The sequence below is a fragment of the Acidovorax bellezanensis genome (assembly GCF_025421555.1).
In the GTDB taxonomy this organism is placed as follows: Bacteria; Pseudomonadota; Gammaproteobacteria; order Burkholderiales; family Burkholderiaceae_C; genus Comamonas; species Comamonas bellezanensis.
On record NZ_JAODYH010000007.1, the window covers coordinates 272,501 to 284,974 of the forward strand.

The window sequence follows — 12,474 nt, forward strand, 5'->3', positions numbered from 1 at the left end:
GCGCAATCCGCGCCGACGATATTCGCAATTCATCGAAATTCCCATGCGCATCAGCGACAACTTGAAGGCCTGGGCCAAGCGCATCAAACGTGACGGCGTGACGCTTTGGTTTGCCGGCAAGAACCCGGGAACGCCTTGGTATGCAAAGGCCCTGGGCGTGTTTGTGGTGGCCTACGCGCTGAGCCCCATCGACTTGATTCCTGACTTCATCCCCGTGCTGGGCTATGTCGATGATGTGCTGCTGCTTCCCGGCCTCATCTGGCTGGCCATCAAGCTCTTGCCGCCCGCGGTCCTCGCGCAATGCCGCAGCCAGGCCGACGAGTGGATGCAAATCCAAGGCGCCAAGCCCAGCAGCCGGATCGGCGCGGTCTGCATCGTGCTTCTGTGGCTGGCCGTGGGCGCGGCGGCCTGGGTTGGGCTGCGATCGCGATAAGGTGGCTGTGGCGCCGGAAGGCGTCAACGCCCCCTGGTCACGGCCGCGCGCCATCTTGGGGGCGCTAGGCCCCCTGATTTTCCTGGAGCCGGACCAGCCCGGCATTGCGCTTGGCAAAGTAGTCGCGGGTGAGTTGCACGATCACCGGTGACAACAGCAGCAGCGAAATCAGGTTGGGAATCGCCATCAGCGCGTTGAGCGTGTCGGCCACCAGCCAGGCAAAGTCCAGCGTGGCGACCGCCCCGAAGTACGCGGCCAGCGTCCACAGAATGCGAAACGGCTTCTCGCACACGGATCCGACCAGGTAGGTCCAGCACTTCTCGCCGTAGTATGCCCAGCCCAAAATGGTGGTGAACGCAAACACCGCCAGCGACATCGCCAGCAGGTACTTGCCCACGCCGGGCAGCGCCGCTTCGAAACTCTGGGAAGACAGCACCGCGCCCGTCGCGCCCGAGTCCCAGACACCACTCACCACAATCGCCAGGCCCGTCATGGTGCAGACGATGATGGTATCGATGAAGGTGCCCATCATGCCCACCAGACCCGAGAACACCGGGTCCTTGCTCGCACCTGCCGCCTGCGCGATGCCGGCGGTACCCAGGCCGGCTTCGTTCGAGAAAATGCCGCGGGCCACGCCCATGCGCAAGGCCATCAGCACGGTAGATCCCAGGAAGCCCCCCGTGGCCGCCGTGGGGTTGAAGGCCTGCGAAACGATCAGCACCAGCGCATCCGGAATGCGGTCGACAAACACCCACAGCACGCACAGCACGCAGGCGATATAGACCAGGCACATGGCGGGCACCAGTTTCTCGGCTACCGCACCGATGCGGGTGATGCCGCCCAGCACCACCGCGCCTACCAGCACCGCCAGCACGATGCCCGTGACCCAGTTTTCCAGCCCGAAAGCGCTGTGCATGGCCGAGGCAATCCCGTTGGCCTGCACCATGGAGCCGATGCCAAAGCCGGCAAAGCCGCCAAAGATGGCAAACAGCGTGCCCATCCAGCGCCAGCGCGGGCCCAGGCCGTTCTTGATGGCGTACATGGGGCCGCCGACCCATTGGCCCTTGGCATTCTTTTCGCGGTACTTCACCGCCAGCACGACTTCACCATACTTGGTGGCCATGCCCAGCAGCGCGGTCATCCACATCCAGAACAAGGCGCCGGGCCCGCCCACCGCAATGGCCGTGGCCACACCGGCGATATTGCCCGTGCCCACGGTGGCCGACAGCGCCGTCATCAATGCGGCATAGGGCGAGATGTCGCCATCGGCCCGGTCGTCCATCTTGCGGCTGCGCCAGATCGTCCGAAAGCCGTGCACGATGTTGCGCAAGGGCATGAAGCCAAGGCGGATCTGCAGATAAAAACCCGTACCCAGGATCAACACGATCATGGGTACGCCCCAAACGATGTTGTTCAAGGTGGTGAAAATGTCGTTCAAAAATTCCATGGATTTTCTCGTTCGCGATTCATTGGCCCAAGCGCCAAAGCGCTGCCCCCGGAATCGACACCATCAACGGATGGCTGTGGCCTGCCTCACAGCAACACGATGTCGTACTGCTCCTGCCCCATCGCGGCCTCGGCCTGCAGCGAAATCGGCTTGCCGATGAAGTCCGACAGGCTGGCCAGGTGCGGGCTTTCCTCGTCGAGGAACAGGTCCACCACCTTGGGCGAGGCGATCACGCGGAATTCCTTGGGGTTGAACTGGCGCGCTTCGCGCAGGATTTCGCGCAGCACGTCGTAGCAGACGCTGCGCGACGTCTTGACGCTGCCCTTGCCCTCGCACAGTGGGCAGGGCTCGCACAGCATATGGGCCAGCGATTCGCGCGTGCGCTTGCGCGTCATCTCGACCAGACCCAGCTGCGAGAAGCCCCCCGACATCATGGTCTTGACCCGGTCGCGTCCCAGTTGCTTGCGGAACTCGGCCAGCACCGCTTCCTGGTGCTCTTCGCGCACCATGTCGATGAAGTCGGCGATCACGATGCCGCCGAGATTGCGCAGGCGCAGCTGGCGTGCAATCGCCTGGGCGGCTTCGAGGTTGGTCTTGAAGATGGTGTCGTCGAAATTGCGCGCGCCGACAAAGCCGCCGGTGTTGACGTCGATGGTGGTCAGCGCTTCGGTCTGGTCGACGATCAGGTAGCCCCCCGATTTGAGGTCCACGCGCCGGCCCAGCGCCTTGGCGATTTCCTCGTCGATGGAGAACAGGTCGAAGATCGGGCGCTCGCCCTTGTACAGCTGCAGCTTGGGCACGGCGGCCGGCATGAACTCCAGGCCGAAGGCCTGCAGCTGCGCGAACTGCTCGCGCGAGTCGATGCGAATGGTCTGGGTCTGCTCGCCCACCAGATCGCGCAGCACGCGCTGCAGCAGGTTCAAATCCTGGTGCAACAACGATGTCGGCGGCAGGCGCAGCGAAGACTCCTTGATCCGGGCCCAGGTCTTGCGCAGGTAGGCAATGTCTTCCGACAGCTCCTGGTCGTTGGAATCCTCGCCATTGGTGCGCAGGATGAAGCCTCCGCCGCCGCCACTGGCCTTGTCGCCGACCAGGGCCTGCAGGCGCCCGCGCAAGACATCGCGTTCGGCCGGCGGGATTTTCTGCGAGACGCCCACATGGTCGTCCTGGGGCAGGAACACCAGCAGGCGCCCGGCAATGCTGACCTGGGTCGACAGACGAGCGCCCTTGGTGCCTATCGGGTCCTTGATCACCTGGACCATGATGGCCTGGCCTTCGAAAATCTGCTTTTCTATGGGCTTGAGCGGCAAATCCTTGCGCGCGAACATGGGCGCATCACCGTTTTCCTGGCGCTGCCAGACATCGGCCACGTGCAGGAAGGCCGCGCGCTCCAGGCCGATGTCGATGAACGCCGACTGCATGCCCGGCAGCACCCGCGCCACCTTGCCCAGATAGACGTTGCCGACCAGGCCGCGCTCCAGCGGGCGCTCCATGTGCAGTTCCTGCACGGCGCCGCTTTCCACCACCGCCACGCGCGTTTCCTGGGGCGACCAGTTGATCAGAATGTCTTGTTGTATGTTCATTGCTTGCGCCATCAAATTCAGAGGGACCAGCCGGCCTGCCGCAGCAGTTGGGCCGTCTCGAACAAAGGCAGGCCCATGATGCCGGTATAGCTGCCTGCCAGGTGGGCGACATGTACGGCGGCCGCGCCCTGGATGCCGTAGGCGCCGGCCTTGCCCATGGGCTCGCCCGTGGCCACATAGGCCGCGATCTGGGAAGGCGTCATGGGCGCGAAGCGCACCAGCGAGACCGACAGCGCCGCAAAGCGCTGCGCGCCCGATTGCAGCGCCACGGCCGTCAGCACTTCGTGTTCCTGGCCCGCCAGCAGCGCCAGAATGCGCGTGGCGTCCTGTGCGTCCTCGGGCTTGCCCAGAATCTGCGTGCCCAGGGCCACGGTGGTGTCGGAACACAGCACCGGCGCGGGCGGCAGGCCGCGGCGCGCCAGGCGGGCCACGGCCGCATCGAGCTTGAGGCCGGTGACGCGCTGCACATAGTCGTGCGGCACTTCGCCAGGCAAGGCCAGCTCCATGGCTTCGGCGTCTTCGGCCACATCGCCTGGCACATTGGGCAGCAGCAACTCATGGCGCACGGCGATCTGTTCGAGCAACTGACGGCGGCGAGGGCTTTGCGAGGCGAGGTAGATGAAGTCGGACATGGCTTGCGTAAAAGAGTGCCTGCAGCGCTTGCATTGCAAGGACTGCAGGCTATGAAAAAGATAGTACCACGGGCCTTCCGGGGTGGCTGTCACGGCGCCTGCCCCGGGATTCTTAACGAAAAAAGCAGCCAGAGGCTGCTTCTTTTTTAGCACCAGACCGCGCAGGCGGGCCGGGAATCACTCCCGATGATAGGGGTGGCCGGCATTCACCGACCAGGCGCGGTACAGCTGCTCGATCAGCAGCACCCGCACCATGGCATGGGGCAGCGTCAGGTCCGAGAGGCGGATGCGCTCATGCGCGGCCTGGCGAAATGCCGGGTCCAGCCCGTCGGGGCCGCCGATGACCAGGGCCACGTCGTCACCTTCGAGCTGCCAACCCTGCAGGCGCTGGGCCAGCGCCTTGGTGGTCAGGTTGGTGCCACGCTCGTCGAGCACCACGATGCGCATGCCACGCGGTATCGCCGCTTCGATGCGCTCGCGCTCGGCGGCGTACAGCGTTTCCAGCGTCTTGGAGCCGCGGGGCTCGGTCTTCACCGCCTTGAGCTCCACCTTGAGTTCCGGCGGAAAGCGCTTGGCGTAATCGTCGTAGGCCGTCTGCGCCCAGTCGGGCACGCGCAGGCCCACGGCCACTATCAACAGCCGCATCGCTCAGGCTCTCAGGAAGCCTTGCGGGGAGCGCGCTTGGCAGGCGCCGCGACAGGCTTGGCGGTGCGGGGCACCGAAGCCTTGATCACAACGGTCTGGACCTTGGCTGCATCCTTCTTGACGGCGGGCTTCTTCGCGGCTGCGGGCTTGGCTGCGGCCTTGGCGGCAGACTTGGCTGCGACCTGGGCGGCTTCCTTGGCCACGGCGTTGGCGGCCGTCTTGGTCGCGGTCTTGGCGCTGGCGGCGGGAGCTGCCAGGGCCTTGGCCACGGCCTTGGCGGCTGGCTTCTTCACTGCGGGCTTCTTGGCCGCTGCCTTGGGCTTGGCCTTCACGCCGTCTTCGGCCTTGGCCTTGGACTTTGTCTTGGGCGCTGCCTTGGCATCGGCCTTGGCGGCCTTTTGCGCGGCCTTCTTGTCGGCCAGCAGATTGGCAGCCGAAGCGGCAGGCTTGGCCGCGCCCAGCTTCAGGCGCACCGGCTTGTCACCCCAGAGTTCTTCCAGGCGGTAGTACTGGCGAATGGCCGGCTGCATGATGTGGGCCACGGCGGAGCCGCAGTCGACGATGATCCACTCGCCGTTTTCTTCGCCTTCGATGCGGGGCTTGCCGAAGCCGGCTTCCTTGACGGCGTCGCGCACGCTGGCCGCCAAAGCCTTGGTCTGGCGATTGGACGTGCCCGATGCCACGATCACGCGTTCGAACAGGGGCGACAGGTGTTCAGTGTTGAAAACCTGGATGTCTTGCGCCTTGACATCCTCCAGGCCATCGACGATGGCGCGCTGGAGCTTGGTGACGTCTTTTTTAGCGGCGGTTTCCGTTTGGGGAGTGGTGGTCATCAGGCGATGTATAGAAAAGGGTTGGTCAATATAGCGCGCATGGGGGCAGAGCGCCTTCAGCGGCTGCCCCCCGCGGTGTACCGCAGACCGGGCTGTTGCATTGTTTTTGGAATGATGTGCGTACCGCATTCACGCGGACAGCTATCTAAATTATAGTTTTTTGCAGCATAACCCCGCTGCGCGCAAATCAAGCCCGTTACAAAGGCGGGCATAGGCGGATGAAAAACCGGCGCCAGCGCCCGTTTTTCATCCTTGCAAGGCTTCACAGCCAGTCGCGCCGGACCAGGAAATCCTGCGCCAAAAGCGCTTCGGGCGTGCCGGGCGCGTCTTCGCGCTGGTAGCTCCAGCAGGCATGCGGAGGCATGGACAGCAGGATGGACTCGGTGCGCCCTCCCGACTGCAGGCCGAAATGCGTGCCGCGGTCCCAGACCAGGTTGAACTCGACGTAGCGGCCGCGCCGATAGCGCTGGAACGCCACTTCACGCTCGCCATAGGCCATGTCCTTGCGGCGTTCCACGATGGGCAGATAGGCCTTGAGCAAGGCATCGCCCACGGAACGCAGCATGGCAAAGCTGCGTGGCTGCGCGAATTCGCTGAAATCGTCGAAGAAGATGCCGCCCACGCCGCGCTGCTCGTTGCGGTGCTTGAGAAAGAAATACTCGTCGCACCAGGTCTTGAAACGCGGATAGAGGTCGGCGCCAAACGGCGCCAGCGCATCGCTGCAGCTGCGGTGAAAGCCCTGGGCGTCTTCTTCAAAGCCGTAGCATGGCGTCAAGTCCATGCCGCCGCCGAACCAGCAGACCGGTTCCTGGCCGGGATGGCCCGCGGAAATCATGCGCACATTCATGTGCACCGTAGGCACATAGGGATTGCGCGGGTGAAACACCAGCGACACGCCCATGGCCTCGAACGGCGCACCGGCGAGCTCGGGGCGGTGCTGGGTGGCCGAAGGCGGCAATTGCGCTCCACGCACATGCGAGAAGCCGCAGCCGGCGCGCTCGAACACGCGCCCGCCTTCCATGATGCGCGTGACGCCTTCGCCCTGCAGGCGCTCCTGCGGGCCCTTGTGCCAGGCATCGGCCAGGAAGCGGCCGCCGCCCTCGCCTTCAACGGCTTCCAGCGCCGCGCAGATCGCGTCCTGCAGGCCTGTCAGATAGGCGCGCACATTCTCCACGCTGGCAGGCGTCTCGGTGATTGCATCCACAGGCCGCACCTCAGCTCTTGATGGCGCGAAAGCCGATGTCGCGGCGGTACTGCATGCCATCGAAATGGATGCTGCGCGCCACGTCATAGACGCGCACCTGGGCCTGCTTGACGCTGTCGGCCAGCGCGGTCACGCACAGCACGCGGCCACCGGTGACCTGGGGCACGCCATCGACGAGTTCAGTGCCGGCATGGAAGACCATGGCGTCATCGGCTTCAGCCGGCAGGCCGGTGATCACGTCACCCTTGCGCGGCGCTTCAGGGTAGCCAAAGGCCGCCATCACCACGCCCAGGGCCGTGCGGCGGTCCCATTCGAGTTCGACCTGGTCGAGCTTGCCGTCCACGGCCGCGCTCATCACGTCCACCAGATCGCTCTTGAGGCGCATCATGATGGGCTGGGTTTCAGGATCACCCATGCGGCAGTTGAATTCCAGCGTCTTCACATGGCCCGTGGGATCGATCATCAGACCGGCGTAGAGGAAGCCCGTGAACGGGATGCCGTCGCGTTCCATGCCGCGGATGGTCGGCAGGATGATTTCGCGCATGGCACGGGCGTGCACGTCGGCCGTGACCACGGGGGCGGGCGAGTAAGCGCCCATGCCGCCGGTGTTCGGGCCTTCGTCGCCGTCCTTGAGACGCTTGTGGTCCTGGCTGGTGGCCAGCGCCAGCACGTTCTTGCCGTCGCACAGCACGATGAAGCTGGCTTCCTCGCCTTCGAGGAATTCCTCGATCACCACACGGGCGCCGCCGTCGTTGTGGCTCACGCCGTACTTGTTGTCGACCAGCATGAAGTCCACGGCATCGTGGGCTTCCTGGGCCGTCAGTGCCACGACCACGCCCTTGCCGGCGGCCAGACCGTCGGCCTTGACCACGATGGGCGCGCCCAGGCGGTCGATGTAGGCATGGGCCAGCACCGGGTCGGTGAAGGTGTCGTAGGCCGCCGTGGGGATGTTGTGGCGTGCCATGAAGGCCTTGGAGAAGGCCTTGGAGCTCTCCAGCTGGGCTGCGGCCTTGGTCGGGCCGAAGACCCGCAGGCCATGGGCGCGGAATTCATCGACCACGCCAGCGGCCAGCGGTGCTTCGGGGCCGACCACGGTCAGCCCCACTTTTTCCGCCTGCGCCCATTCGCGCAGGGCGACCACATCGGTCAGGGCCAGGTTTTCGAGCTTGCCGCCCGCCAACGCCGTACCACCATTGCCCGGGGCAACATACACCTTGGTGGACTTGGGCGATTGCGCCAGTTTCCACGCCAAGGCGTGCTCACGGCCTCCGCCGCCAATCACAAGAATTTTCATCACAGGTCTGCGTTGTGGTAGACGTCTTGAACGTCATCCAGGTCTTCGATCATGTCCAGCAGCTTTTGCATGCGGGTCGCGTCATCGCCTTCGAGGGCGACGGTATTTTCAGGGCGCATCGTCACTTCGGCCATATCGGGCTTGAGGCCCGCGGCTTCCAGTGCGTTGCGCACAGCTTCAAAATCAGCCGGCGAAGTCAGCACCTCGATGGCACCCTCCTCGTCGCTGACCACGTCTTCGGCACCCGCTTCCAGAGCCACTTCCATGACCTGGTCTTCCGGGGTGCCCGGGGCAAAAACAATCTGACCGCAGTGCTTGAACTGGAAGGCCACCGAGCCTTCGGTGCCCATGTTGCCACCGTATTTGCTGAACGCATGGCGCACATCGGCCACCGTGCGCACGCGGTTGTCGGTCATGGTGTCGACAATGATCGCCGCGCCGCCAATGCCGTAGCCTTCGTAGCGGATTTCCTCGTAGTTCACGCCTTCGAGGTTGCCCGTGGCCTTGTCGATGTTGCGCTTGATGTTGTCTGCGGGCATATTGGCAGCCTTGGCCTTTTCAACCGCCAGGCGCAGCCGGGGGTTGGCATCCAGATCGCCGCCGCCGGCGCGCGCCGCCACCATGATTTCGCGAATGATACGGGTCCAGATCCGGCCCCGTTTTTCATCCTGGCGACCTTTACGGTGCTGGATGTTTGCCCATTTGCTGTGTCCTGCCACAGGAAGTCCTTTGGTATTGATTTAATCTACTGGTGGCGATTTTACTTTTGACAGCACGCAGCCCCCGAGGAAACCCGATATGGCCCCACCGCTCCTGATCGCTCAGCACTCTGCCACAGAATGCGCACTGTTGCCCGCACTGGCCAATCGTCATGGTTTGATCACCGGCGCCACCGGCACCGGCAAGACCGTGACCTTGCAGAAATTGGCCGAAAGCTTCTCCCAAATCGGCGTTCCGGTCTTCATGGCCGACGTCAAGGGCGACCTCGCCGGCATCAGCCAGACCGGCAGCATAGGCGACAAGCTCGCTGCCTCGCTCAAGGACCGCGGCATCGCCCTGCCCGAGCCCATGGCCTGCCCGAGCACGCTGTGGGACGTATTCGGCGAGCTGGGCCACCCCGTGCGCGCCACCGTCTCGGACATGGGCCCGCTGCTGCTGGGCCGCATGCTGGCGCTCAACGAGACGCAAATGGGCGTGCTCAACCTGGTCTTCAAGATCGCCGACGACAACGGCCTGTTGCTGCTCGACCTCAAGGACCTGCGCGCCATGCTGCAGTATGTGGGCGACAACGCCAAGCAATTCACCACAGAATACGGCAACATCAGCGCCGCCAGCGTAGGCGCCATACAGCGCGGCCTGCTGCAGATTGAAAGCCAGGGCGGCGAGCAGTTCTTCGGCGAGCCCATGCTCAACATCCAGGACCTGATGCAGACCGATGCCGGTGGCAAGGGCGTGATCAACATCCTGTCCGCCGACAAGCTGATGAATGCGCCCCGGCTGTACTCCACCTTCCTGCTGTGGATGCTGTCCGAGCTGTTCGAGCAATTGCCCGAAATCGGCGACCCCGAGAAACCCAAGCTGGTGTTCTTCTTCGACGAAGCCCACCTGTTGTTCGCCGACGCCCCCAAGGTGTTGCTCGAACGCATCGAACTGGTCGTGCGACTGGTGCGTTCCAAAGGCGTGGGCGTGTACTTCGTCACCCAGAACCCGCTGGACATTCCCGACAGCGTGCTGGCCCAGTTGGGCAACCGCGTGCAGCACGCGCTGCGCGCCTTCACGCCGCGCGACCAGAAGGCCGTCAAGGCCACGGCGACCACCATGCGCCAGAAGCCCGGCCTGGACATAGAAAGCGCCATCACCGAGCTGGCCGTGGGCGAAGCGCTGATCAGCTTCCTCGATGAAAAAGGCCGGCCCAGCGTCACCGAACGCGTCTACGTGATCCCGCCGGGCAGCCAGATCGGCCCTATCACCGCCGCCCAGCGCCAGGCCTTGATGCAGTCCTCCCTGGTGGCCGGCGTCTACGACAAGCCCGAAGACCGCGAGTCGGCCTACGAAATTCTCAAGCAGCGCACCGGGCAGGCCGCCCAGACCGCCCCCGGCAGCCTGCCCGGCGCTCAACCCGCCGACCAGCCCCAGGGCTCGAGCATGATGACCGGCCTCAACGACCTGCTGTTCGGCACCACCGGCCCGCGCGGCGCCAAGCACGACGGCCTGGTACAGACCATGGCCAAGTCCACGATGCGCACCATGGGCAGCTCGCTGGGCCGGCAAATCCTGCGCGGGGTGCTGGGGGGGATCATGGGGAAGAAGTAAGGCCCCCACGCTTGCTCGCTTCGCGTAGCCGCTGCCCCCCCGAGGGGGCCGGCCGCCGCCTTGGGGCGGCCCGGCGGCGGCGGAGGGATCTTCTCGGGCGCTCTGCTGCGTCTAGCAGTGCCCTCCTCTTGCGCCGTGTTGAAGCGCCCAGATGACAAAAACCCCGCCGACATCGCTGTCGGCGGGGTTTTTTATGCACGCCGGTCGGCCGTTGGGCCTCGCCGGCGCTGCCGCTTTTCTTACTTCGCAGCCTTGGCGTCAGGCAGCGCGAACACGAACAGCGAGTGGCCGCTGTCGTTGACGTTCTTCAGCTCGGGGTTCACGGCCACGGCCGTAGGCGTCTGGGCGTGGGGGCCCGTCGTGATGGCGATGTATTGCTTGCCGTTGACGCTATAGGTCATGGGATTGCCCGACACCGAAGTGTTGAGCTTGCTGTTCCACAACTGCTTGCCCGAAGCTTGCTCGAACGCTGTGAAGTTGCGCATGCTGTCGCCCACGAACACCAGGTCGCCCGCCGTGGTCAGCGCCGACGAAGTGAACAGCGCGGCCTGCTTCTTGACCCATTCCATCTTGCTGGTCTTCACGTTGAACGCGTAGAAACGGCCTGTGTTGGTCTCGCCGGGAGCTGCCTTTGCAGGGCCCGACTTCTGGAAGCCCAGCGCGCCGCCAGTGACATATTCACCGGGATTGGGCGTCAGGTCACGGCACGATTCGGCCATGGGGAAGTAGAACGAGTTGGTCTTGGGGCTGTACGCGCCGGCTTGCCACAGCTTGCCCAGCGAGCGGCCGCCGCAGACGTGCACGGTCTGGTCGATGGTCTTGGAGATCAGGTCGGCGTTGGGGATGGTCTTGCCATCCTTGGTGAAGCCCTTGATCACGTTCTGGAATGCGGTGTCACGCGCCCACAGCAGGTCGCCCGAATCGCGGTCCAGCACGAAAGCCGTGCCGTACTTGCCGGGAACCGTCACGATGACGTCGTACTTCTTGCCCGGCTTGACCTTGGTGCTCATGTAGCGCACTTCCTTGGCTTCGGGAGCGATTTCCGACTCGACCAGCACGCGTTCGAAGACGCTGTCCAGATCCCAGTCGTCACGGCCCAGATGCTGGTAGTACCACTTGACCTTGCCGGTCTTGGCGTCGATGGCCAGCGTCGAGTTCGTGTACAGCGTCGCGCCGCCGGTCGTACCGCGCACGGACTCGGCCCAAGGGATGGGCATGCCCACGCCCCAGAACAGGGTGTCGCGCTTGGCATCGTAGGCGCCGGTGATCCAGGCCGAGCCGCCGTAGCGGTTTTCGGGAGGAATGCCGTTCCACGAAGCTTCCACTTCCTTGCGGGTCTTGTCGGACAGCGTGTTGACGCGCCAGACTTCCTTGCCGGTCTCGGCGTCGTGGGCCATGATGAAGCAGCCACCGCCGGTGTCGGCGATCGAGCAGCCCGACATGCCGGTGTAGATCAGGCCGTTGACGACCATGGCGCCAGCGGTGTAGCTGAAGCCCTTCTTCCAGTCGGCAACCTGGCTTTCCCACAGCGACTTGCCGGTCTTGGCGTCCAGGGCCACGATCTTGGCGTCGGGCGTGGTCAGGTAGACCTTATCCTTGTACAGCACGATATTGTTGCGCTGGCGATCGGCCTGGCTGGCATGGTAGCCGCCGGTCCACTCGGGGTTCTTGTGCTTGTATTCCCAGATCAGGTTGCCATTGGTGGCGTCCAGGGCTTGCACCACAGCGCGGTTCATGCCGACAAACATCACGCCGTCACGCACCAGGGGAGCGACTTCGGTCAGGCCGCCCACGGGCAGCGACCACGACCATTCCATGCGCAGTTCGCCCACGTTCTTGGCGTTGACCTGTTCGAGCGGGCTGTAGGCCTGGTTGTCGACCGTGCGGCGCCACATCAGCCATTCACCGGCTTCGGGGTTGAGCACGTTGGCGTCCGTCACGGGGCGGTAGGCGGCCATGTCGGCATGTGCTGCTGGCACGAGAGTGGCGCTGATCGCAGCAGCCAGGGCGAGGGTCTTGAAATTCATGAATGCAAATTCCGTCAAATGGGTGGAAAGGCGTGAGGCATCCCGAGCGCAGGCCGCGGCCGG

Annotated in this window: 11 protein-coding genes; 2 read left to right on the forward strand and 9 right to left on the reverse strand. The window is 64.5% G+C overall.

Translation table 11 applies throughout. From position 1 onward, the window contains the following. Window positions 1-43 precede the first annotated feature (43 nt). Window positions 44-433 (forward strand): YkvA family protein, encoded by a 390-nt coding sequence (locus tag N0K08_RS15260; RefSeq protein WP_261501245.1) that lies wholly within the window; start codon window positions 44-46, stop codon window positions 431-433. A gap of 64 nt (window positions 434-497) precedes the next feature. On the opposite strand, the gene N0K08_RS15265 is transcribed toward N0K08_RS15260, so the two are convergent. The 8 genes from N0K08_RS15265 to N0K08_RS15300 all read right to left on the reverse strand — a co-directional run bounded on the left by N0K08_RS15265 (window position 498) and on the right by N0K08_RS15300 (window position 8,790). Next, entirely contained in the window at window positions 498-1,880 is a 1,383-nt protein-coding gene (locus tag N0K08_RS15265) for an alanine/glycine:cation symporter family protein (RefSeq protein WP_261501246.1), read from the reverse strand. Window positions 1,881-1,966: 86 nt separating this feature from the next. Next, window positions 1,967-3,457 carry a ribonuclease G gene (gene rng / locus N0K08_RS15270; RefSeq protein WP_261501541.1) on the reverse strand — a complete coding sequence of 497 codons (1,491 nt, stop codon included), beginning with the start codon at window positions 3,455-3,457 and terminating at the stop codon, window positions 1,967-1,969. A 23-nt stretch (window positions 3,458-3,480) separates the two neighbouring features. Beyond that, window positions 3,481-4,095, reverse strand: coding sequence for a Maf family protein (locus N0K08_RS15275; protein WP_261501247.1), 615 nt, complete (start codon window positions 4,093-4,095; stop codon window positions 3,481-3,483). Window positions 4,096-4,272: 177 nt separating this feature from the next. Continuing rightward, on the reverse strand, window positions 4,273-4,740 hold the full coding sequence (gene rlmH / locus N0K08_RS15280) for a 23S rRNA (pseudouridine(1915)-N(3))-methyltransferase RlmH (RefSeq protein WP_261501248.1): 468 nt from the start codon (window positions 4,738-4,740) through the stop codon (window positions 4,273-4,275). Window positions 4,741-4,751: 11 nt separating this feature from the next. Further along, window positions 4,752-5,573 carry a ribosome silencing factor gene (gene rsfS / locus N0K08_RS15285; protein ID WP_261501249.1) on the reverse strand — a complete coding sequence of 274 codons (822 nt, stop codon included), beginning with the start codon at window positions 5,571-5,573 and terminating at the stop codon, window positions 4,752-4,754. Between the two features lie 262 nt (window positions 5,574-5,835). Then, window positions 5,836-6,837 carry an oxygen-dependent coproporphyrinogen oxidase gene (hemF, locus tag N0K08_RS15290; protein WP_408642960.1) on the reverse strand — a complete coding sequence of 334 codons (1,002 nt, stop codon included), beginning with the start codon at window positions 6,835-6,837 and terminating at the stop codon, window positions 5,836-5,838. Next, window positions 6,788-8,071 carry a phosphoribosylamine--glycine ligase gene (purD, locus tag N0K08_RS15295; protein ID WP_261501251.1) on the reverse strand — a complete coding sequence of 428 codons (1,284 nt, stop codon included), beginning with the start codon at window positions 8,069-8,071 and terminating at the stop codon, window positions 6,788-6,790. Before purD ends, hemF begins: the two co-directional genes overlap by 50 nt. Continuing rightward, window positions 8,071-8,790 (reverse strand): YebC/PmpR family DNA-binding transcriptional regulator, encoded by a 720-nt coding sequence (locus N0K08_RS15300; RefSeq protein ID WP_261501252.1) that lies wholly within the window; start codon window positions 8,788-8,790, stop codon window positions 8,071-8,073. Before N0K08_RS15300 ends, purD begins: the two co-directional genes overlap by 1 nt. 79 nt (window positions 8,791-8,869) lie before the next feature. Between N0K08_RS15300 and N0K08_RS15305 the strand changes: the two genes are divergently transcribed. Further along, on the forward strand, window positions 8,870-10,384 hold the full coding sequence (locus N0K08_RS15305) for a DUF853 domain-containing protein (protein WP_261501253.1): 1,515 nt from the start codon (window positions 8,870-8,872) through the stop codon (window positions 10,382-10,384). A 239-nt stretch (window positions 10,385-10,623) separates the two neighbouring features. Here N0K08_RS15305 and N0K08_RS15310 read toward each other — a convergent pair whose 3' ends face one another. After that, window positions 10,624-12,411: a pyrroloquinoline quinone-dependent dehydrogenase gene (locus tag N0K08_RS15310; RefSeq protein WP_261501254.1), complete on the reverse strand. Its 1,788-nt coding sequence runs from the start codon at window positions 12,409-12,411 to the stop codon at window positions 10,624-10,626. Between the last annotated feature and the right edge of the window lie 63 nt (window positions 12,412-12,474).